Source organism: Paenibacillus sp. IHB B 3415 (genome assembly GCF_000802655.2).
Classification (GTDB): Bacteria; Bacillota; Bacilli; order Paenibacillales; family Paenibacillaceae; genus Paenibacillus_AQ; species Paenibacillus_AQ phytohabitans.
Genome location: NZ_JUEI01000020.1, coordinates 24,245 through 45,865 on the forward strand (window position 1 = coordinate 24,245; position 21,621 = coordinate 45,865).

The 21,621-nt window shown below is 52.8% G+C and carries 15 protein-coding genes; 14 read left to right on the plus strand and 1 reads right to left on the minus strand.

Translation table 11 applies throughout. The annotated features are described in order from the left end of the window. Positions 1-335 precede the first annotated feature (335 nt). Positions 336-1,367, plus strand: coding sequence for a glycosidase (locus tag QW71_RS11015; protein WP_039297415.1), 1,032 nt, complete (start codon positions 336-338; stop codon positions 1,365-1,367). Positions 1,368-1,722: 355 nt separating this feature from the next. On the opposite strand, the gene QW71_RS11020 is transcribed toward QW71_RS11015, so the two are convergent. Beyond that, positions 1,723-4,059 (minus strand): helix-turn-helix domain-containing protein, encoded by a 2,337-nt coding sequence (locus tag QW71_RS11020; RefSeq protein WP_047013733.1) that lies wholly within the window; start codon positions 4,057-4,059, stop codon positions 1,723-1,725. 258 nt (positions 4,060-4,317) lie between these two features. Between QW71_RS11020 and QW71_RS11025 the strand changes: the two genes are divergently transcribed. The 13 genes from QW71_RS11025 (at position 4,318) to QW71_RS11100 (ending at position 21,555) form a co-directional block, all read left to right on the plus strand. Then, positions 4,318-5,418 (plus strand): amidohydrolase/deacetylase family metallohydrolase, encoded by a 1,101-nt coding sequence (locus QW71_RS11025; protein WP_235441443.1) that lies wholly within the window; start codon positions 4,318-4,320, stop codon positions 5,416-5,418. Beyond that, positions 5,396-6,505, plus strand: a complete 1,110-nt coding sequence (locus QW71_RS11030; protein WP_039297418.1) for a DgaE family pyridoxal phosphate-dependent ammonia lyase — start codon at positions 5,396-5,398, stop codon at positions 6,503-6,505. Before QW71_RS11025 ends, QW71_RS11030 begins: the two co-directional genes overlap by 23 nt. Beyond that, entirely contained in the window at positions 6,502-7,257 is a 756-nt protein-coding gene (locus QW71_RS11035; protein WP_039297421.1) for a KDGP aldolase, read from the plus strand. Before QW71_RS11030 ends, QW71_RS11035 begins: the two co-directional genes overlap by 4 nt. Next, on the plus strand, positions 7,250-8,263 hold the full coding sequence (locus QW71_RS11040) for a sugar kinase (RefSeq protein ID WP_039297423.1): 1,014 nt from the start codon (positions 7,250-7,252) through the stop codon (positions 8,261-8,263). The genes QW71_RS11035 and QW71_RS11040 overlap by 8 nt, the downstream gene beginning before the upstream one ends. After that, positions 8,263-8,997 (plus strand): GntR family transcriptional regulator, encoded by a 735-nt coding sequence (locus QW71_RS11045; RefSeq protein WP_200905912.1) that lies wholly within the window; start codon positions 8,263-8,265, stop codon positions 8,995-8,997. The genes QW71_RS11040 and QW71_RS11045 overlap by 1 nt, the downstream gene beginning before the upstream one ends. Before the next feature lie 255 nt (positions 8,998-9,252). Then, positions 9,253-10,548 carry a homocysteine synthase gene (locus QW71_RS11050; protein ID WP_039297425.1) on the plus strand — a complete coding sequence of 432 codons (1,296 nt, stop codon included), beginning with the start codon at positions 9,253-9,255 and terminating at the stop codon, positions 10,546-10,548. A gap of 1,416 nt (positions 10,549-11,964) precedes the next feature. Next, on the plus strand, positions 11,965-12,285 hold the full coding sequence (locus tag QW71_RS11065; RefSeq protein ID WP_152679739.1) for a hypothetical protein: 321 nt from the start codon (positions 11,965-11,967) through the stop codon (positions 12,283-12,285). Between the two features lie 1,125 nt (positions 12,286-13,410). Then, complete coding sequence (locus QW71_RS11075; protein WP_039297438.1) at positions 13,411-14,571, plus strand: iron-containing alcohol dehydrogenase; 1,161 nt, start codon at positions 13,411-13,413, stop codon at positions 14,569-14,571. 74 nt (positions 14,572-14,645) lie between these two features. Further along, entirely contained in the window at positions 14,646-16,397 is a 1,752-nt protein-coding gene (locus QW71_RS11080) for a sigma-54-dependent transcriptional regulator (protein WP_039297441.1), read from the plus strand. A gap of 72 nt (positions 16,398-16,469) precedes the next feature. Beyond that, complete coding sequence (locus tag QW71_RS11085; protein WP_039297444.1) at positions 16,470-17,834, plus strand: four-carbon acid sugar kinase family protein; 1,365 nt, start codon at positions 16,470-16,472, stop codon at positions 17,832-17,834. 4 nt (positions 17,835-17,838) lie between these two features. Next, positions 17,839-18,843 carry a 4-hydroxythreonine-4-phosphate dehydrogenase PdxA gene (gene pdxA / locus QW71_RS11090; RefSeq protein ID WP_039297599.1) on the plus strand — a complete coding sequence of 335 codons (1,005 nt, stop codon included), beginning with the start codon at positions 17,839-17,841 and terminating at the stop codon, positions 18,841-18,843. A gap of 66 nt (positions 18,844-18,909) precedes the next feature. Then, a complete protein-coding gene (gene dapA, locus QW71_RS11095) occupies positions 18,910-19,800 on the plus strand; it encodes a 4-hydroxy-tetrahydrodipicolinate synthase (RefSeq protein WP_039297601.1) in 891 nt (296 codons plus the stop codon). A gap of 183 nt (positions 19,801-19,983) precedes the next feature. Continuing rightward, positions 19,984-21,555 (plus strand): extracellular solute-binding protein, encoded by a 1,572-nt coding sequence (locus QW71_RS11100; RefSeq protein ID WP_039297447.1) that lies wholly within the window; start codon positions 19,984-19,986, stop codon positions 21,553-21,555. Positions 21,556-21,621: the final 66 nt, after the last annotated feature.

Below are 21,621 nucleotides of genomic sequence, written 5' to 3' on the forward strand. Positions count from 1 at the left end.
GAAGTCCAAATGTTCACCGCAGTGACGATGAAGCTTCAAGGTTGGAAAAGTGACGGAGGAGAATTGGGGGAATGACATTGATTGAACATGACAACCTTGAAGAATATCAGGATCCGGTAAATTACGATCTTGAATTCGGTGGTGAAACTGTAGGAGCGGTAGCGACCGCCTTTGTCAACGGATTTCCCCCGCGAGTACAGCGGAATAATTCAAGAAATCTGTTGACAACAGTGGCCGGAAGTCCAAATGTTCACCGCAGTGACGATGAAGCTTCAAGTTCAAAACTTAAGTGCGTCCTATATATACCACGAACCTTATTCGCAGGAGGAATAGACATGCAAATCACAAGACATCCGAATAATCCTATAGTCGTCCCGGGCGGCTATGAATGGCGCAAGGTTACGGTCTTCAATCCTGCGGTCATCATCGATAATGGGAAATTCTACATGATTGAGCGTACCGCCGGTTCCCTGACCCCGTGCAAGAATTATCTGGGCCTGCTGGAGAGCGAGGATGGTGTGAACTTTACCCACGTGAAGGATGAGCCGATTGTGACGCCCGATATGCTGGGATTCCCTTACGGCAGTGTACAGGACCCGCGGATTGTCAAAATTGACGGAACCTTCTATCTGAACTACGCCCTGCGCCCCTGCGCCATGAGCTATTATCCTACCGGGGCAGGGGTGCCGCAGCGCTCCATTCCGGAATATCCGGACGGGTGGGGGGAGCAGGAAGGCCACTGGCTGACCCGTTCCTCCATTCTGAAATCGGATAATCTGCTGGACTGGGAGTTTGTGGCGGACACGACGCCGCTGGACATCAATGACCGGGACAACATTCTGTTCCCTGAGAAAATCGGCGGCAAATTCGTGCTGCTGCGCCGCCCCGAGGAATATGTGGGAGAAGCCTACGGAACCGAGAAGGCGGCCATGTGGATTACCTACTCCGAGGATCTGGTGAATTGGGAAGAGCCCAAGCTGCTCGCCACCGCCGGGAACCTGTCCTGGGAGTCGCGGAAGATCGGAGGCTCCTCGCCTCCGGTGCGTACGGACAAAGGCTGGCTGGTGCTCTATCACGGCGTTGACGAGGATATTGTCTACCGTGTAGGGGCGATGCTGCTGGATCTGGAGCAGCCGGAGAAAATCATTGCCCGGACGCATAATTTCATCATGGAGCCGGAGACCTACTACGAGAAATTCGGATTCCAGATTCCGAATGTCATCTTCCCGACCGGTAATGTGGTCAAGGACGGGCTGCTCTATATCTATTACGGGGTAACGGATACGGCGATTGCACTAGCGACCGTTCCGCTGGATGAGCTGGTTGAGCATATTCTCCAGGAAGGCAGTAGCACAATAATCTCATAAAGCGGGGCACTTGATTCGTTGCCGGCAGAATGGAGACTGCTTAAGAAGCGCTGTAGACATCAATGTTGTACGTTGTGCAACTTTTATTCATAGACAGCCGGGTGTTCAGGAAGATTGTTGTATGAAATACAAGAATAATCCTCTCAAGCCGCTTGAAAAAGGTGAAATCCTGCCTTTTGTACAACAATTGTAGATTTGGATCGAACTGATGAGGGAAATGTTGTATTATGGGCAGGATTTTATACTGCGGCAACAGCTGCCGCACGGAAGTCCGGCTATTCCCAGGGTGAAGGCTTGGTTGTATGTCAAAATCTTAAGTTCAGCCTATTCGGGCAGGGCGGAGGCTCCGTCCGCTTTAAACCGGTCTTTTCGCAGCAGCCCCCTTCAAGGCATGTTCCTTGCGGTACTGCCCCGGCGTCAGACCGGTTTCTTTTTTGAACTTGCGGATGAAGTTCGGCGCATCCAGATAACCTACCTGCTCAATGATCTCCTTGAGCGGTGAGCTCGTGTTCACCAGCAGCCGGATGACCTCATCCACACGCCGCTGCCAGATATATTGTGAGAAATTGCTGCCGGTCTTCTCTTTGAAGCTCCGGCTTAAATAAGAGGTTGAAATGGCGAACTTAAGCGCCACATGCTCCAGGCTGAGGGTGTAGTCTGCGAACTGCTGGTCCACGTAAGCCAGGATGTCGTCCATTAATGAAGACTCACTAGTCTCCGTATTCCGCTCAACCTGCGCGCAAATGGCGGCAGCCAGAACGAGCAGACGGCTCTCCAGCTCTTCAAGCGTCTCGAAGGAGGTCAGCTCCGGTATATTGGCGAACACCTCGTCCATGCCAAGCTCGGAGGCGGTGCGCAGAAAAGCGTTCAGCAGATCGAAGCAGATACAGCGCAGCAGATGAACCTGCAATGGCTCACCCTTGATGGTATCGATGGTGTCGGCGATCATCTGGACGGCGACTGATTCGTTGCCCTGCTTCAGGCTCTGCTCCAGCTTCAGCATGGATTTGCGCGGAATCCAGAAGCTCTCGGCGGCGGACGGATTCAGCTCTGCCAGCTGCTCGAAGTAGGTTACCTGTCCGCTGCGCCGGATCATCCGGTGCTCCAGTGCTGCTGCAGCCTCAATGAAGGATTGGTTAAGCCGCGCCAAGTCCCTGTAGGCCATGCCGACACCGATACTCAGAGCCAGCTGCGAGTGCTCGCGGATCACTGCCTGAATCGCTTCGATCACCTGTTCCATACGGCTCTGAACCGGCATGTCCTCTTCGCCGGGGAGTGAAATAATCAGGGCGAACTGGTCCTTAACCGAGAATTCAACACCGAAGATCTGGGCATCTGGTCCGGGAATAGAAACATTGCTGAGCATCTCCTGCAGCAGATGGCGTTCCTGCCAGGACTTGCCGCCCGGCACAGGTTCATCCCAGGACAGGATGGCCGAGAAATAGAGGCCTTGTCCCTGAGGATGACTGAAGCCTGCGCTGAGGATCATCTGCTCAATCTCGGGATCATCCGGCTTGCCGTGCTTGAGCAGCAGCAGCATGCACTGGTTGCGGACGAAGGGCTCCTGAAGATCAATTCTGGCGCTGTAATCGTGGAGAGTCTGGCGGATCCATTCCCATTCATTGCGGAGCTTGGACGTGTCGTTGCCGCTGCTGCGCAGCTTGGCGAATTCCATCAGATCCCGGATCGGATGGTACTGCCGCTTGGCCAGCAGCAGTGCGGCAGCTATGCCGGTAATGACCGTAATACAGAACACGATCAGGATCAGGGTCTGGACGTGTGCAACGCGGCTGAAGAACTGGAAGCTTGGCATCGTGGTCACATAGGTCCAGCCATTCTCTTCGGATTTTACTGAAACAACGGAATACTGTTCCCCGTCCAGCTCCAGATTATGGATACCCGGCTCAAGTGCGGACAGATTCTCAAGCTCGTCCTGGGGAAGGCTGACGCCATGGCTGTTCGCGGTCAGCACCTCTCCGGAGGCGCCAAAAATATAGCTGCTTCCCGAGAAATCACTCAGAATCGAATCCATGACCCCGGTAAGATTGGATTCTTTCAGCAAATAGACAACGGTGCCATAAGGAAACGGGTCATTCGGTTTAATGGGTACGAGCATGACCAGCATAGGCTCCACACGGGAATTGACCGTTACATTCTCGGCGGGGCGTACCAGCGGCTGCCGGGTTTCATTCAAGTCCCGCCGCAAGTCTTCCGGGGTCCAGCGCTCGAACTGATAGAGGGTATCAAAGGTGACATGAAGATCAGCCAGACCGCGGTAAGAATAGATGTTGGAATCGTCATGGAAATAGAGGAGCAAATCCTCCGCAATGCTGCTGCTGGCCTTGTAATTCGCCAGGGCCTGGATGGCCTCCAGGCTGTAGTATGGATGCCGTACCATATAGGGAGTCAGGTGTTTGTCATAGGCGATTCTCCCCGATATTTCCTGAAGCTCATTCATACGGTCATCTATGGTGCTTTTCACCTGGTTAAGCTGATTGACATTGGATTGTTCAATCTCGACACGCAGGCCCTTGACGGCGTTTTCATAGACGAAGATGGTTACACCGGTGAGAGGGATAAGGAACATAAGGATGTAGGAAAATGCATATTTCAGCAGCAGCCTTGATTTGAAATGATTCCAGCTGAGCCTGAACCTGTTGAGCAAGGATGGCTTGAGTGCCGGATTTGCCATGAAGCAGTCCCTCCAGTGTTAAGATATTCGGATTAGAAATCTTGGAATTATAAATCACTGTTCTCTTCTGGATAACACTTATGCTAATATAAACATTATAACATTATAATCTTTAAAATGGAGTAGCAACTCAAGTTTATTAAAATATTAGGGTGTATATGCTTCTCCATATTAAATATAAGAATGTACAGGTTTCATGTCATTAACCATTTTTTAGATTTCGCTTATCTATCCGGGTTGAAGAAGGAGATGGGAAGAGTGGGCACAGAGAATGTCCTGCGCAATTTGCAGCTTGTTGGCGGGCAGAGGGTTGATATTGCTATTCAGGACGGGGTCATCACCGCCATTACACCGCCAGGCCAGGCTGAAGGAGAGAACAGCATGGACTGTTCCGGGTTATATGTATCCAGCGGATGGATTGATCTGCATGTGCATGCCGTGCCGGAGCTTGATCCCTATGGCGATGAAATCGACGAAATTGGTGTGAAGCAGGGGGTAACCACCCTGGTCGATGCCGGAAGCTGCGGCGCAGACCGGATCGGGGATTTTTATACCGGGAGTCTGAAGGCTGCAACACGGGTGTTTGCTTTGTTGAATATTTCAAGGATCGGGCTGGAACGGACCGATGAGCTGTCGCAGCTGGAATGGATTGACCGGTCCAAGGCCCTGGAGGCGGCAGCCGCCTATCCAGAATTCATTGTCGGCCTCAAAGCCCGCATCAGCCAAAGTGTCGTTAAAGACAGCGGTATACAGCCGCTTAAGCTGGCGCGTGCACTGTCGGAAGAAACGAAGCTTCCACTTATGGTGCATATCGGTTCTGCTCCGCCGGCGGTCACCGAAGTGCTGGAGCTTCTACAGCCGGGCGATGTGATCACCCATTATCTTAACGGCAAGTCCAATAATCTGTTCCATGAGGACGGCACACCGCTGCAGGAGCTGCTGGATGCAGCCGCCCGGGGGGTTCATCTGGATGTGGGGCATGGCACGGCGAGCTTCTCCTTCCGGGTTGCGGAACAGGCGAAGGCGGCAGGCATTGCCCTGAATACCATCAGCACGGATATTTACCGGGGCAACCGTCTGAACGGGCCGGTGTACAGTATGTCGAATGTGCTGACGAAATTCCTCTATCTAGGCTACAGTCTGGAAGAGGTCATCCGCGCGGTCACAAGCAGCGCAGCGGAGTGGCTCGGCAAGCCGGAGCTTGCCCAAATAAGAGTAGGGCAGCAGGCGAACCTGACCTTGTTTGCCGTGGAAGCAGGCGGGAAGCAGCTTAAGGACTCGGAAGGCGATGTCCGGGCCGCGCATTACTATATTGAGGCTAAAGGAGTCTATGCGAATGGGTCACTCATTACAGGCTAGATATGGATTGAAGCGTGTGATTAATGCCAGTGGAAGAATGAGCATTCTTGGCGTTTCCGCCCCGACGGATTCGGTCATGGAGGCGATGAAGCAGGGCGGACAGCAGTACGTGGAAATTGCGGATCTTGTGGACAAATCCGGTGATTATATTGCCCGGCTGCTTGGCTCTGAAGGGGCGGTTGTCGTCAACTCGGCATCCAGCGGCATTGCGCTGTCGGTGGCAGCCATCGTGACCGGCGGAGATTCGCGGCTCAGCCTCCGCCTGCACCAGGAGCCGGTGCTGAAGAATGAAATAATTATGCTGAAGGGCCATAATGTGCAGTATGGAGCGCCTGTTGAAACCATGGTATTCCTTGGCGGCGGCCGGGTCGTGGAAGCCGGATATGCCAATGAAGGCCGGAAGGAGCATATTGAACAGGCGATCGGTGAGCGTACTGCAGCCATACTTTATGTCAAATCCCATCACGCTGTCCAGAAGAACATGATTTCTGTGGAAGAGGCCTGGGAGGTTGCACAGCGCAGAGGGGTGCCGCTGATTGTGGATGCGGCAGCGGAAGAGGATCTGCTCAAATATGTCCAATATTCCGATCTGGCCATTTACAGCGGTTCGAAAGCTATTGAAGGCCCTACCTCGGGTATTGTTGCCGGCAAGAAGAAATACATCGGGTGGTTGAAGGTACAGCTCCACGGGATCGGCCGCAGCATGAAGGTCGGCAAAGAGACGACCTTCGGACTGCTCCAGGCACTGGAGGAATACCAGGATAAAGCCGACAACAGCGAACTGGAAAAGCAGGCGCTGGAGGCTCTGCAGCCGCTGGCCGCTCTTCCCGGAACTTCGGTCCGCATCGTGCAGGATGAAGCGGGCAGAGCGATTTTTCGTGGACGGGTCCAGATTGATGCCTCTGCGGCGGGAGTAGACGCCAAGACCGTTAATGACCAGCTGCGTGAAGGCGGAATTGCAGTGTATACCCGGGATTATGGCGTTAAGCAGGGCTATTTTGATATCGATCCAAGGTCGCTGCAGGGAGATGATCTTCAGGTCATCGTAAGCAGAATCAATGAAATCGTGGGGGGCAAACAAGAATGAGCAATATTCAGCAGCGCCTGTATAAGAACAGAGCCGCACTTAATGTGCTGGCCGGCAGTATCGGGAATGCCAAGGATATCTATGAGGCTGCGGAAGGGCATGTTCTGGTAGGCGTGCTCTCCAAAAATTATGCCACGGCGGAGCAGGCAGCCGCTGCCATGGCCGAATATGGCCAATCGATTGAAGATGCCGTATCGATCGGACTCGGGGCCGGAGACAACCGCCAGGCGGCCGTTGTGGCAGAGATTGCCTCAAGCTACGCGGGAAGCCATATCAATCAGGTATTTCCGGCAGTGGGGGCAACCCGCGCCAATCTGGGAGCGAAGGACAGCTGGATTAACAGCCTGGTCTCCCCCTGCGGACAGCCGGGCTATGTAAATATATCGACCGGCCCAATCAGCGCGGGGAGTACTCCGCATGCGATTGTTCCGGTTCATGCCGCCATTGCGCTCGTTCGTGACATGGGGGGCAATGCGCTCAAGTATTATCCGATGCAGGGGCTGAAGCTGGAAGAAGAGTACCGTGCGGTTGCCAAAGCCTGCGGGGAAGCCGGATTTGCTCTGGAGCCAACCGGCGGAATCGACCTGGATAACTTTGGCCCCATTCTGGAGATTGCGCTTCAGGCAGGCGTGCCGCAGGTTATACCGCATGTCTATTCTTCTATTATTGATCCGCAGACGGGGAGCACGAACGTGCAGGATGTCCGCAGACTGCTTCAAACGATGAAATCGCTGGTGGACCAGTATGCCTAGGATTGCTGCTTTTGGCGAAGTGATGATGCGGCTGCAGGTCCCGGGCTATGAAACGCTGGCCCAGAGCAGCAGGCTGGAGTATTCTTTTTCCGGCAGCGGGGTGAATGTAACGGCAGCACTCTCCAGATACGGCCACAACGGGGCTCTCATCACCACCTTGCCGGAAACTCCGGTGGGTGAAGCGGCGATCGCTTATCTGCGTAAGCTTGGGGTGGATACGTCTCTGATCAACCGGGGCGGCAAGCAGCTGGGAATGTATTTTCTGGAGAATGGTTTTGGAGCCCGTCCCGGCAGAGTCACCTACACAGACCGGCTGGGCAGCAGCTTCAATACCGCAGAGGCAGGCAGTTATGATATGGCTGCTCTTGTCTCCCGTGTGGATGTCCTTCATTTGTGCGGCATTACGCTGGCTATGAATGAAGGTGTGCGCCAGCAGATGAAACGGTTTGCTGCAGAAGTGAAAGGTGCCGGGGGCAAGGTTGTCTTTGACTGTAATTACCGTCCAGCGCTATGGGGGGCAGACGGTTATGCCAAGGCCCGCCCGCATTATGAGGAGCTGCTTACGCTGGCGGATACGGTGATGATGAATGAGAAGGATGCACAGTATATTCTTGGCATCGGAACTGGAGAATATGATAGAATAACACAGTTGAAGCAAGCGATTCCAGAAGTGGCGGACCGCTTCGGAATCGGAACGGCAGCGGGAACCCACCGTGAGATTAACGCTGACAATACACATTCCCTGACGGGATATATTTATCATCAGGGAACGTTTGGATTTTCCCGCAAGCTGACCTTCCCTGTGTTTGACCGGATCGGTGCGGGAGATGCTTTTACCAGTGCGATCATCCATGGTGAATTGCAGCAGTACCCGCAGCAGCAGACGGTTAATCTGGCAGCGGCGGCGGCGATGCTGGCCCACACCACCCAAGGCGATACAGCGCTGTTTACCGAGAGCGAGGTGCTCCGGGCGCTGTGTGGTCATACCTTAGATGTTGAAAGGTAGTGAACGAAAGCGTGTCTCTGAAACGCAAGCAAGGCCCCTTATACCAGCAGATCCAAAAAATCCTCAAAGACCGGATTCTGCACGGGGTATACCCTCTCGGCAGCATCATTCCGTCTGAACCGCAGCTGGAAAAGGAATTCGGCGTCAGCAAAATGACGGTCCGGGGCGCGGTCCAGGAGTTGTCCCAGGAAGGTTATGTGCAGAAGAAAAGCGGGATCGGAACGATAGTGACGCGCAATACTTCCTATCAGAAGCTCTCCAAGGGCAAACGGTTTACGGAGCTGCTCGTAGAGGAGGGCCATAAGCTGGAAAAAAGACTGCTGGGGTCCGGGCTGGTCGTCCATGATACCGGTACAGAAGAATATAACCGTTACGGACCGTATTGCCAGCGTATTGAACGTCTCTATATTCTGAACGGACAGCCTTATATTCATCTGGTACACTTCCTGACGGCAGCCGCCCTGCCCGGCGGCGGGGCCAGACCCATGGATAAGGATATCCACTCTCTCTATGACTCTCTGGAGGAGAACGACATTGTGCTGGAGAACTTCAAGGACCGTTTCTTTGTAGAGCCTGCGCCTCCAGAGGTATGTCTTCTGCTGGAGATTCCGCCGGGGACGCATGTGCTTAAGCGCCTGCGCAACTCCTATGACGGGGAAGGCAGACTGATTGAACACAGCATCGGCTGCTATAACACAGAGCTTCATCATTATCTGGTCAGTTACGACACCTGAAGCTGGATTGAAATAAGGGTGGATTTATCACAAGAAATTAAGACGGGTACCGTTATTCTCCGACTCTCGCTGCTTGCGGCGGGATTTTTTTGTTGTGGCCCGTGAAAAAGGCTTGAATTATCCTTTTATTAAACTAATAAAACATAGGGAAATAATGAGAATTTTATCTTTCCAAATGACATGGTTTGTGAGAGAATAGGTACAATTCTTAATTGTTAACCTTTGCCATTATACCTTTAGAGGAGGAAATACCCCATGTCAGAAGAGCGCAAGCTGTCATTTGAAACCTTAACCGTTCATGCAGGCCAGGAGATTGATCCAACTACTTTAGCCCGTGCTGTACCGCTGTATCAGACCACATCCTACGGTTTCCGTGATGCAGAGCATGCTGCCAATCTGTTCGCGCTTAAGGAGTTCGGCAACATCTATACCCGGCTGATGAACCCGACCACCGATGTGTTCGAACAGCGCCTTGCGGCGCTGGAGGGCGGGGCGGGTGCACTTGCGACAGCTTCCGGAGCAGCGGCTATTTCCTTCTCTATTTTGAATATTGCCGGTGCAGGGGATGAGATTGTTTCCTCTGCAAGCCTCTATGGCGGGACGTATAATCTGTTCTCGACTACGCTGCCGAAGCTGGGGATTAAGGTGCATTTTGTCGATTCGGATCATCCGGAGAACTTCCGGGCAGCGATTACGGACAAAACCAAAGCGCTTTACGCCGAAACCATCGGCAATCCGCAGGGTAACGTGCTGGATATCGAAGCAGTGGCGGCTATCGCCCATGAGCACGGGATTCCACTGATTGTCGATAATACCTTCCCAAGCCCGTACCTGCTGCGTCCGATTGAACACGGGGCAGATATAGTAGTGCATTCGGCTACCAAGTTCATCGGCGGTCACGGCACCTCTATCGGCGGAATTATTGTGGACGGCGGCAAGTTTGACTGGAAGGCAAGCGGCAAGTTCCCCGGCCTTACAGAACCGGACCCAAGTTATCATGGGGTAGTCTACACTGAAGCTGTAGGACCCATTGCCTATATCATAAAAGCACGCGTACAGCTCCTTCGTGACCTCGGTGCGGCGATCTCGCCTTTCAACTCCTGGCTGCTGCTGCAGGGACTCGAAACGCTGCATTTGCGTCTGGAACGCCATAGCCAGAATGCCCTCAAGGTAGCCCAGTATCTCGAAGCGCATGATTCTGTGGAGTGGGTAAGCTATGCCGGGCTGCAGAGTCATCCTTCCTATGAGCTGGCGAAGAAATATCTGCCCAAAGGCCAGGGTGCCATCCTTACCTTCGGAATCAAAGGCGGAGCAGCGGCAGGCGTCAAGCTGATTGAGAATGTGAAGCTGTTCTCCCATCTGGCCAATGTCGGTGATTCCAAGTCGCTGATCATCCATCCGGCAAGCACTACACATCAGCAGCTGTCAGACGAAGAACAGATTACGGCCGGTGTTACTCCGGAGCTGCTGCGCTTGTCCATCGGTACGGAGTCGATCGATGATATCCTCTACGATCTGGAGCAGGCGATCGCTGCCAGCCAGCAGTCGTAAATATAAGTATCGTCCCACGATTTCCAAGGGTATAAGGATGCACAGTATAATAATGCTATGTCTTAACCTGAGGGCACAATTCAATTGAATTGTGCCTTTTCATTGTTCCATTGGAAATTACGATATTCGTCTGTTGTGGATAAGTTTCTCTGGAATTTGAAGCAGGTCCGTCTGAAGGACGAATGTGTTCTTGTATCCGGAATTCCACAGAATTTCCGGCAGTCGGAGGCTTGGAAAATCAAAGGGATAAATCCCTCTGAATCGGCTGAAAGTGGGCGGCAGAAGAAAATCAAAGGGATAAATCCCTCTGAATCTGCCGAAAGTGGGCGGTAGGAGAAAATCAAAGGGATAAATCCCTCAGATTCCGCCGAAAGTGGGCGGTAGGGGAAAGACAAAGGGATAAATCCCTCTGAATCCGCCGAAAGTGGGCGGTAGGAGAAAATCAAAGGGATAAATCCCTCTGAATCCGCTGAAAGTGGGCGGCAGGCAGGAATGAGGGGCAAAAGTGCCCCCGAATCCGCCAAAGGTGGGCGGCAGGAGGGAATGAGGAGCAAAAGTGCCCCTGAATCCGCCAAAGGTGGGCGGCAGGCGGGAATGAGGGGCAAAAGTGCCCCTGAATCCGCCAAAAGTGGGCGGCAGGCAGGAATGAGGAGCAAAAGTGCCCCTGATTTTACCGGCGGCTGCCCCGGAAGCAGTCAGAATAGAGCAATGTGAAATGGGCTTAAAATTTACATCAGCTGCACAGGCTGCATAGCTTCGGCTGATTCACCCGTTAGGGGGATTTTGTTCTTCGATTGGAGATAGCCAGTTCCCGGAACTGCTCGGGTGTAAGATCCACTGAGGGTGCCTGAATTTGAGTGAATATCTTGTCCCTCCAGCTTTTTCATGAATAATCCGAAGAAGGCTTCTTGATAAAAGTCAAAGAAGCAGGAACTTTCCCCCACAGTAGCTACACGATATTTAACGATAACCGCTTAAATCTGTTCAGGAGATTTGAAATAGGCAATAAGGGACGAAATCATATCCGAACATTTGGAGTACTGACAGCAGAGCAATATTGGATATAAGCAAAAGCAGGAGTACAAGTAACCGCCTATTTTTAATAAGGTTATCGTCTAATTGCATAAGCTCCTCCTGCGTAGTGTTTATCGAGATTACTAACAAATGGAAAATATGGGGAATGAGAAAACACTAATCCAGTATAGTATAAGTGCTGTTGGCGGAAAAAAGATGGTTCCGGTATTGTAAATCGGTAAAATCACAAGTTTATAGGGCTGCGCCGTATTCATTTGATACCGTTTGCATATTTCGGGACCTTTACCAGTATTTATAGATTGAAGCATCGTAAAATGCCGGTGGCATCGCCATAAGGGGAGCAACGCCGACAGCAATCCAAAGTTAAAAAAGGTGGGTGCGATGATGAAGGGTGAACGTCAGCAGGATCAGAATCAAAATAATGAGGAGCGCCCGTTCAAGTATAATGCCGGCGACCGGACTATTGGCATGGAGATGAGCCAGTCTGCATCTGTAGCTTCCGCTGCAGCGGAATTTCTTACCGACGGAGAGCGGCGTAAGAGTAGTGGGAACATGAGCCGGACCTATTTCCGCCGTCCGGGTGAACGTCCGGCTTTTCTGGTGCTGCGCGGAGTACTCCGCGGGTTTTCTTGTTGTATAGGAAATTACGATATTCGTCTGTTGTGGATAAGCTTCTCTGGAAATTGGAGCAGGTCCGTCTGAAGGGCGAATGTGTTCTTGTATCCGGAATTCCACAGAATCCCCGGAAGTCGGAGGCTTGGAAAATCAAAGGGATAAATCCCTCTGAATCCGCCGAAAGTAGGCGGCAGGCAGGAATGAGGGGCAAAAGTGCCCCTGAATCCGCCAAAAGTGGGCGGCAGGCGGGAATGAGGGGTAAAAGTGCCCCTGAATCCGCCAAAAGTGGGCGGTAGGGGAAAGACAAAGGGATAAATCCCTCTGAATCCGCCGAAAGTGGGCGGTAGGAGAAAATCAAAGGGATAAATCCCTCTGAATCCGCTGAAAGTGGGCGGCAGGCAGGAATGAGGGGCAAAAGTGCCCCTGAATCCGCCAAAAGTGGGCGGCAGGCGGGAATGAGGGGTAAAAGTGCCCCTGAATCCGCCAAAAGTGGGTGGCAGGCGGGAATGAGGAGCAAAAGTGCCCCTGATTTTACCGGCGGCTGCCCCAAACAAAGCAGTCAGAATAGAGCAATGTGAGATGGGCTTAAAATCTACATCAGCTGCACAGTCTGCATAGCTCGGGCTGATTCACCCGTTAGGGTGATTTTGTTCTTCAATGGATCACACACTAGAGTTACATAAGGACATGTTGGATCAGCGGCACTCAGGATATGCGGTGTGGGGATCCAGCGCTCAACCTTGGTCATTGTCCTCTTCTCATCGATGCTTATTGCTTCAACAAATTCCTCCTCCCAGACGCCTCTAAGGTACTTGCCCATTTATCAACTTCAGTACACTTAATATTTCGTTTATTAAGTATTTCTGTAAGCTTTGTCTTTGTCATCAGGCTTCATCTCTTTCGTTATATTCCACATTATGATGAAAATGCCCAAAGAACCATTTCCCAGAGTGCAGTCTTGACTTAATGTTCGAAATAAAAGACATACTTAATACTTTATTTTTCAGTCTAGAACTCTATTTTCATTTTTTGACATCTATATCCTGTAGAATTAACAGATCAAATGAGATCATTTGATTTCCAAGATAAATTGTTGCAAAAAGCAACAATAATAAATTTTATCTCTATATAAATAATTAAACGTTGAATTATTGCAACGATATGCTATACTAAATTCGAATACGATGTATCAAGATATCCAGAGGAGAAGATATGATGGAACAGTATTTCTTTCAAACAGCCCGCAGCATTATCGCGGGTTGCGGCTCCTTGGAGCGGATTGTGGAGCATCTGCAAAGACTGGGGGCTCTGAAATCGGTACTGCTTGTATCCCAGCCCTTTCTTCGAAGCAGCGGCACGCTGGATGAAGTTACAAATCGCCTGAAGAGCGGCGGGATCGCCGTGCACTGGAATACCGATGTTCAGCCTGAACCGACCATCGCCCAATTGGAAGCGCTCTCCGGTGCAGTAGCTGAAATTCCTTGCGATGTCATTATCGGTATCGGCGGAGGCAGTGTGCTGGATGTTGTCAAGCTTCTGTCTGTCATGAAGACCAACAGCCTCTCTGTCCGTGACATGCTGGGGACGGATCTGATTCCGAATCCGGGCATTCCGACGGTCCTGATTCCCACCACCTCGGGCACAGGCTCGGAAGTGACACCCAACGCTATAGTGACTTTGCCGGAGGAAGAGCTGAAGATCGCTGTTGTCAGCCGGTACCTGCTGCCGGCATTAGTCATTCTGGACCCGCTGTTGACGCTTGGTTTGCCGCGTGATATTACAGCCTCGACAGGAATGGATGCCTATACTCATGCGCTTGAATCGTTTATTTCCAACAAGGCCAACCGGTTCAGCGACATGTTCGCACTTGAATCCATCCGCAGCATTTCTGCCAGTATCCTGCAGGCCTATCACCACGGAGACGACAGAAAAGCACGGGAGGATATGCTGATCGGTTCCATGTACGGCGGAATGGCATTGACCTGCGCCGGAACGGCAGCTGTACATGCCTTGGCTTATCCGATTGGCGGGAAATTTCATGTGCCGCACGGAGTGGCCAATTCCATGCTTTTGCCGCATGTAATGGAATTTAATTTCGATGTCATTGTGGAACGGCTGGCTCTTGTAGCCGGAGCGATGGGGCTTCAGACCGGAGAGGGAAGTCAGTGGGATGCGGAGCAGGTGATCGGGCAAATCCGGCTGTGGACGCAGGAGATGAGCATTCCTCAGGATTTGACGCTCTTCGGAGCTGCGCGCGGGGATATTCCCGGGCTTTCACTCGCGGCCTCGCAGGTTACCCGGCTGATGGCTAACAACCCGAAGGTGATGACGCTGGATGACATCGGTGCGGTATACGGCAAGCTGTTTCACTAAGGAATGGTTTGATGCTGCCTAATGAACGGCGGCTGGGTTATAATGGCATTAAAAAAACAAGGATGAATAGCTGCATGAAAATTAAAGCAATTGTCATTGCTCCTTACCCGGGGTTATCTGAATTAACGTTAAGCTTACAGAATGAGCTGCAGGAGTTTGAGATTGTAGTGGAGCATGGAGATCTGTCGAGGGTGCTGCCGCTGATCGGCCGCATTCACTCGGAAGGTTACGATATCATTATCAGCAGAGGCGGGACGGCAAAGCTGCTGCAAAAGCATTCCTATCTGCCCGTTGTGGAAATTCCCGTTTCCGGATTCGACATATTACGGATCCTGACGCTGGTAAAGGGATACAATGCCAAATGTGAAATGATCGGATTTCCCAATATCATCGAAGGCTTTATGTCCGTGTCCAGCTTGATGGAGGTCGATATTTCATACACGGTTATCCATCAGGAGCAGGAAGTCAGTGCTGCCCTGGCAGACGCCAAGGCGAGAGGCATCCAGGTTATCATTGGCGACAGCATTACGGTCAAGATCGCGGCCGAAAGCGGTCTGCAGGGCGTATTAATTACCTCCGGCAGGGAGTCATTAATGGAAGCGTTCTCGCGGGCCGGACAGCTCTATAAATCAGCCCGGAAGCTGAAGGTCAAGAATGAAATGTACGAAGCCATGCTCGGTAAGCTGGAGGACGGGTATGCGGCGGTGGATCAAGGCGGCAAGCTGGAGTTCGCCACCCCTTCGTTCAAACAGCTTCTGCGGCTTCCTGAAACAGCAGATACGCTGTATACCATGTATCCTGGTCTGCGGGAAATGCTCAGGGACGCCGGCCGGGGGGCAGACTTTGACACGGTGACATCCGTTTATGAACCAGAGCAGGGCTTGTACCTGCAGGCGCAAATGCTGCCTGCCGCGGATGAACGCCTGCTGTATATGCTGCATTCATCGGAGGAAGAACCGGAACGAAGCGGTCTTGCGGCCAGTTACCTTCTGACGGCAGCCCCTTTTTTCTCCCACCGGGAAGACGGCGGGCTGGAGACGGACTTTCAGGCTTATCCCGCAGCCGTATATGGCGAAAAGGGCAGCGGGCGCAAGCGTTACGTTATCAACGCCGCCCTCTCCGAATCAAGGGACGGCATTCTGTACCTCAATATCCGCAGATCATCGGAAGAGGTGCTGAAGGCCATGATGGAGCTGATGCTATACGGCGGCGGGCGCGTTACCGCCATAGAAGGGGCGGAATTGCTCTCTGCTAAGCAGCAGAGAGAGCTGGCTGAGTTCATTATCAAGCGCAAGATGAAGACGGTGTTTCTGTTTGACAGGGATCCGGAGGTGCTCGCTGTTGAGGACCGGCTGGCCGGCAAGCTGCTGCGCAGCTTACAGGACCGGAGAATACCGCTTCCGGCCCTGCGGGATACGCCGTGGCTGGAACGCAGCATCCGCGCCTGCCTGATCTGGACGAATGAACGCCAGGGCAAGCAGATTGCCGGTATCCGGAGCGAGGTAATGGAGGTGCTTCTGGCACATCCGTGGCAGGGTAATTTTACCGAATTGCGCACGGTGATGGATCTCTTTGTAGCGGCATCAGCGGGGCCGTTCATTGAACCTGAGGCGCTAGCGATGCTGGAGGAAGGGAGCCGGAAAGCACGCAGCGGACTTACCCTGGTGCCCGGAAGAGAAGAACTGAACCTGTATCAGCCGCTGGAGGACATTGAACGGGATATCATCCAGACTGTTCTGGAGCAGGAGAATATGAACCAGTCGCTGGCCGCCAAGCGGCTTGGCATCAACCGCTCAACGCTGTGGCGCAAATTAAAAGAGGATTGACAGGGCGGCTGCTCCCTGGAGCAGCGTTCTGCTGTATAGGTGTAATTGCTGTTGTATGGAGGGGGTTAGAAAATGAACATCGCCGTCATCGCGGATGACTTGACCGGGGCGAACGATACGGGGGTGCAAATGGCCCGTCAGGGCCTGTCCACTTCTGTACTCCTGGAGCTTAAGACGGGCGGCGGGAAACAGGAGGCTGTTGTGTTTGATACCGACAGCCGCTCTCTTCCTCCGCAGGAGGCTTATCAGAGAGTCAAGGATGTATGTCTGTTTCTGGGGCGCAGCGGAGAAGCTACCTCTCCTGTTATCTATAAGAAGTTTGATTCTACGCTGCGCGGAAATATCGGCAGTGAGCTGGACGCGGTTTATGAGACGCTGCAGCCTGATTTCATTGTTATTGCCCCAGCCTTCCCGAAGGTAGGACGCACGCTGACAGAAGGAATTGTGTATGTGAACGGGATGCCGCTGCACGAGACGGAGATGGCCTATGATCCCAAGCATCCGGCCACGGAATCGGCCTTCTCTGCCATTCTTGAGCGGCAAAGCCGTTATCCGGCCGCCCTTATTTCGCTGGAACTGCTGAGAGGCGGGCGGGCTGCGCTGGATGAGCGGATTGCCGGCTGCCGCCAGTCAGGCATTCCTTATCTTGTGTTCGATGCGGAGCAGGAAGAGGATCTGGCCTTGATCGCTTCCTTGTTCCCCGGAGGACCGGGATGTCCGAAAGTGGTATGGGCCGGTTCAGCGGGATTGGCCGGCGCCTTGACGACGCAGATTCTCTGCAGTATCAGGGAAGCCACGAAGCAAGCGGGAATTGGTGTTGTACTGGAGAGGCCGGACAAAAGCCAGGCAACACACTGGGGAAATACCTTGTATTCAGATCCGAAATGTGTGCTTATTGTGGTGGGCAGTATCAATCCGTGGTCGCGCCGCCAGCTGACCGAGCTGGTCAAAGAAGACGGTGTCTCTGCTCTCGTGGTTGAATCGGATAAGCTGCTCTTCCCGGGAACATGTGCTGTGGAATTGAAGCGTGTCCGTGAGCTTGCAACCGGTATCATCTCCCGGGAGGGAAAGCATGTGGCGCTCTATACGCCGGGCAATCCTGAAGAGGTCGACCGTGTCACTGAGCTTGGGCGCACCGGTGGCCTGAGCGCTACGGAAGTAGGCGAGCGCATCAGCGCGGCGCTTGGCCGGGTGGCTGCTGAGATTATCGCCGAGTGCGGTATCCGTCATTTGGTACTGACCGGAGGCGATACCGCGAAGCAGGTCTGCCACCATTTAAGCGATGTGGAGATCAAGCTCATTAATGAGGTGGAGAACGGAGTCCCGCTTGGGCGGACGCCGGGTGAATCCGGTAGATATATTATTACAAAAGCGGGGGCTTTCGGAAGCGATCAGGTACTGGTACGCTCCGTGAAGGCTCTGCAGAGAGAGGTGTGACATGATGAAGCCGATTATTGCCATTACTATGGGGGACGCGGCCGGTATCGGTCCTGAGATTATTGTGAAGGCGTTATCGCACCCTGATATTTATGAGGTGTGCCGCCCGCTTGTTGTCGGTGACACCGAAACGCTGAAGCGGGCAGCTGCCGTCTCCAGCCGGGATGCAATAGAGATTCGCCCGATAGAAGGAGCCGCTGAGGCACTTTTCCAGCATGGGATCATTGACTGCATCAGCCTGAATCTTCTGCCGGATGCCGTTCCTTACGGGCAATTGTCCGCAGCGGCGGGAAATGCAGCCTTCCATTATATTGCCAAGGCTGTTGAGCTGGCGAAGTCCGGTGAAGTCCAGGCCATCTGTACCGCCCCGCTGAATAAGGAGGCGCTGCATAAGGGAGGGCATCTCTATCCCGGACATACCGAAATTCTGGCCAAGCTGACAGAGACGGAGGATTTCTCGATGATGCTGTCCACCGGCCGCCTCAAGGTCATTCACCTGACAACCCATGTCGGGCTAATCAAGGCAGTGGAAATGATTACGCCGGAACGGACGTATAAGGTGCTGAAGCTCGCGGATCAGGTGCTGCGGGCAGCTGGGAATAATAACCCGCGGATTGCCCTGTGCGGCATCAATCCCCATGCAGGGGAGAACGGCTTGTTCGGAAACGGAGAGGAGGAGGAGAAGTTGCTTCCGGCCGTAGAGAAAGCGCGGATGGAAGGAATGGATGTATATGGTCCTGCTCCGGCGGACACCCTTTTTTACAGGGCTATGCGGGGAGACTTTGATATTGTTGTCGCCTGCTACCACGATCAGGGACATGCGCCCATTAAGGTGCTGGGCATAGAGGACGGCGTTAATATTACCGTTGGTCTGAAGGGCGGAATTATCCGTACCTCCGTTGATCACGGCACAGCGTTTGATATTGCGGGAAAAGGCATTGCGGATGAGAAAAGCATGCTGGAGGCGATCCGCTCGGCTGTTGAACTGGCCCCGAAGCAAACGGTTTAAGCATCAACATACCGTGGATGATTGCGCTTGAAATATATCCGAATGAACAGGAAGGGACTGGGAATCATGCTGGAAGTGAAGGGAATTATACCTGCGATGGTCACTCCGCTGGATCAGCGGGAGGAGATTGACGAGAAGGCGCTGCGGAAGATGGTGAACCGTTACATTGATGCCGGAGTGCACGGGCTGTTTTGCCTGGGGACCAACGGCGAATTCTTTAATCTTTCTTTTGAAGAAAAGCTGGCGGTAGCGCAAATCGTCATTGATGAGGCCCGCGGCCGTGTGCCCGTATATGCCGGTGCAGGCTGTTCCGGAACAGGCGAGACCAGCCGTCTGGCGCAAAGACTGGAGCAGGCGGGAGCGGATGCACTTTCCGTGATAACCCCCTATTTTCTTACCTATACGCAGGCTGAGCTCCAATACCACTTTGAAGCCGTAGCAGGGGATACATCGCTGCCCCTTGTGCTGTATACGATTCCGGTCCGTACAGGCAATACCCTCAGCGTGCAGACTGTGGCCAAGCTTGCGGAATTGCCGAATGTGGTTGGCATCAAGGACAGCAGCGGCAGCTTCGATAACATTCTGCAGCTGATCGACCGCACACCGGAATCCTTCTCCGTGCTTGCCGGAACGGATTCGCTGATTTTGTCCACGCTGATGGCGGGCGGCACAGGGGCTATTGCAGCAACGGCCAATATTTTCCCGGCGACAGTGGTGGCCATTTATGAGCATTGGCGCCGCGGTGAATATGAGCAGGCAGAGCAGGCGCAGCGTGTCCTCCGCGATTTGCGGGCAGCCTTTGCGCTGGGTACCCTGCCTTCCGTGCTGAAAGCTGTGCTGGATGAAATCGGCTTGCCAGCAGGTCCGGCCCGGCGGCCGGTAGCTCCGCTCACCCCCCAGGCCTTGGAGGAAGTGCGCCGTATGGTGGCCGATTATGCAGCGAGAGGATTATTATAATTTTTCAGCTTAAAGTATTGCAAAATGCAACTCCTATTAAAAATCAGTAGCACAAAAAAGATTTTGTGCGCAATTTTCCATGAGGTATAGCTATTTTTGCATTAATTTTATACTTGGGTCATGAGATACTACTTCTAAAGACACTCTTAGTATTTCAAATTACACTTCGAGGGGGAACTAATAATGAGAAAAAAGAAAGCGTTTTATTTAGTCTTTGCCGCTCTGCTTGCTTCAGGGTCTGTGCTGGCCGGCTGCTCACAAAATGCAAAAACGAATACCGCTAACAGCGGCAACAGCGGGGCGGAAGGAAGCAGCAGCTTTTCTTATTTGATGCATGATAAATTTATCAACTGGCTGAAGGAAGACAAGTGGTATCCGCATGTGGAAACGGCAACAGGCACGACCGTTGAATTTATTCCCGGCGGCTCCAACGATGATGAGTACTACGCTTCTGTGGACCAGAAAATCATTAGCCGCACCTTCCCTGATTCAGGTATCGTTTCTGTTTCACAGGCTACCGTATACGGCGCCCAAGGCGCGTTTGTCGACCTGGCTCCTTATATTGAAGAATTCGGGCCTAATATCAAGAGCTATATCGAGAAGAACCCCAGTTACAAAACGTTGATTACCGATAAGGACGGACAAATATTCGGACTGGTTGCCGAAGCTCCGCGTTTTGCAGATTTCATCTTCTACCGCGCCGATCATTTCGAGAAGGCCGGTATTGCCAAGGCGCCGCAGACGATTGACGAGCTGACCGATGCGATGCGCAAATTGAAAGCGTATTACGGCAAGGAGGATAAGAATTACTATCCGATGGTCGGCCGTGAAGGCTATATCCGCTTCCAGAGCGCGTTCAATGCAGCCGCGAACTACGATGACGGCATATCCAGAGGGGTGTATGGCAACGGCAAAACAGGCACTGACCTGTACTCCGACGGATACAAGAAAATGGTGGAGTGGTATAAAACCCTTTACAGCGAAGGCTTGATCGACCCTGAATGGGTGGCAGGCTCCGGCACGGAGGAAAGCTGGGAATCCAAAATGCTGACAGGACAAGGCTCCATCAGCTATGACTACCTGACCCGTCCATCCTGGTTCATGGATAATGGAGGACCGGACAACGATCCGGACTATAAGATTGCCATCCTGCCTTATCTGAAGGACCTGAACGGAAATCCTTCTGTACAGACAACGGAAACCCAATACAACACCCTAAGAGCGATGGTTATCAACGCAGACAGTAAAGACAAAGCAGAGACGATTATCAAATTCCTGGACTATCTCTATTCCGATGAAGGCCAGACGCTGGTTTCATGGGGCGTTGAAGGGGAAAGCTATAAAGATGAGGGCGGAAATAAGCAGTACACGGTGGACTTCACGGAGCAGGAAGCAACACCGGCCGGAGAGCCGCGCTGGTCTTTCCTTAACGACCGTCTCACCTTCGTCAAGCCGATTGACAACGACGCGTTCTACTCCTGGAATACCGAGCTTGTACGCAATGCTGCACTGGAGCTGTTCACAGACGAAAGTCTGAAAACCGGTGTACAGGTGACATACTCGGCTGATCAGGCTAAACAATTGGCTGATCTTTCCGCCAAGGTCAATGAGGCGGTTACCGCAGGGGTGACGGAATTCGTCAACGGCAAACGCCCAATGAGCGAATGGGACGCCTTCCTCGGCGAAATGGAAACGGCAGGGTATAAGAAGATTGTTGCCATCCAGCAAGAAGCTTACGACGCTATGTACAAGTAAACAACAGCAGCGGCCCCCCCCCCCCCCCCCCCCCGGCACCTAAATACAGGGTACAAATTCAGATCA

Coding starts and splice junctions, on each gene's coding strand:
- QW71_RS11015 (WP_039297415.1), top strand. CDS start 336: ATGCAAATCACAAGACATCCGAATAATCCTATAGTCGTCCCGGGCGGC.
- QW71_RS11020 (WP_047013733.1), bottom strand. CDS start 4,059: ATGGCAAATCCGGCACTCAAGCCATCCTTGCTCAACAGGTTCAGGCTC.
- QW71_RS11030 (WP_039297418.1), top strand. CDS start 5,396: ATGGGTCACTCATTACAGGCTAGATATGGATTGAAGCGTGTGATTAAT.
- QW71_RS11035 (WP_039297421.1), top strand. CDS start 6,502: ATGAGCAATATTCAGCAGCGCCTGTATAAGAACAGAGCCGCACTTAAT.
- QW71_RS11040 (WP_039297423.1), top strand. CDS start 7,250: ATGCCTAGGATTGCTGCTTTTGGCGAAGTGATGATGCGGCTGCAGGTC.
- QW71_RS11050 (WP_039297425.1), top strand. CDS start 9,253: ATGTCAGAAGAGCGCAAGCTGTCATTTGAAACCTTAACCGTTCATGCA.
- QW71_RS11065 (WP_152679739.1), top strand. CDS start 11,965: ATGATGAAGGGTGAACGTCAGCAGGATCAGAATCAAAATAATGAGGAG.
- QW71_RS11075 (WP_039297438.1), top strand. CDS start 13,411: ATGATGGAACAGTATTTCTTTCAAACAGCCCGCAGCATTATCGCGGGT.
- QW71_RS11080 (WP_039297441.1), top strand. CDS start 14,646: ATGAAAATTAAAGCAATTGTCATTGCTCCTTACCCGGGGTTATCTGAA.
- QW71_RS11085 (WP_039297444.1), top strand. CDS start 16,470: ATGAACATCGCCGTCATCGCGGATGACTTGACCGGGGCGAACGATACG.
- pdxA (WP_039297599.1), top strand. CDS start 17,839: ATGAAGCCGATTATTGCCATTACTATGGGGGACGCGGCCGGTATCGGT.
- dapA (WP_039297601.1), top strand. CDS start 18,910: ATGCTGGAAGTGAAGGGAATTATACCTGCGATGGTCACTCCGCTGGAT.
- QW71_RS11100 (WP_039297447.1), top strand. CDS start 19,984: ATGAGAAAAAAGAAAGCGTTTTATTTAGTCTTTGCCGCTCTGCTTGCT.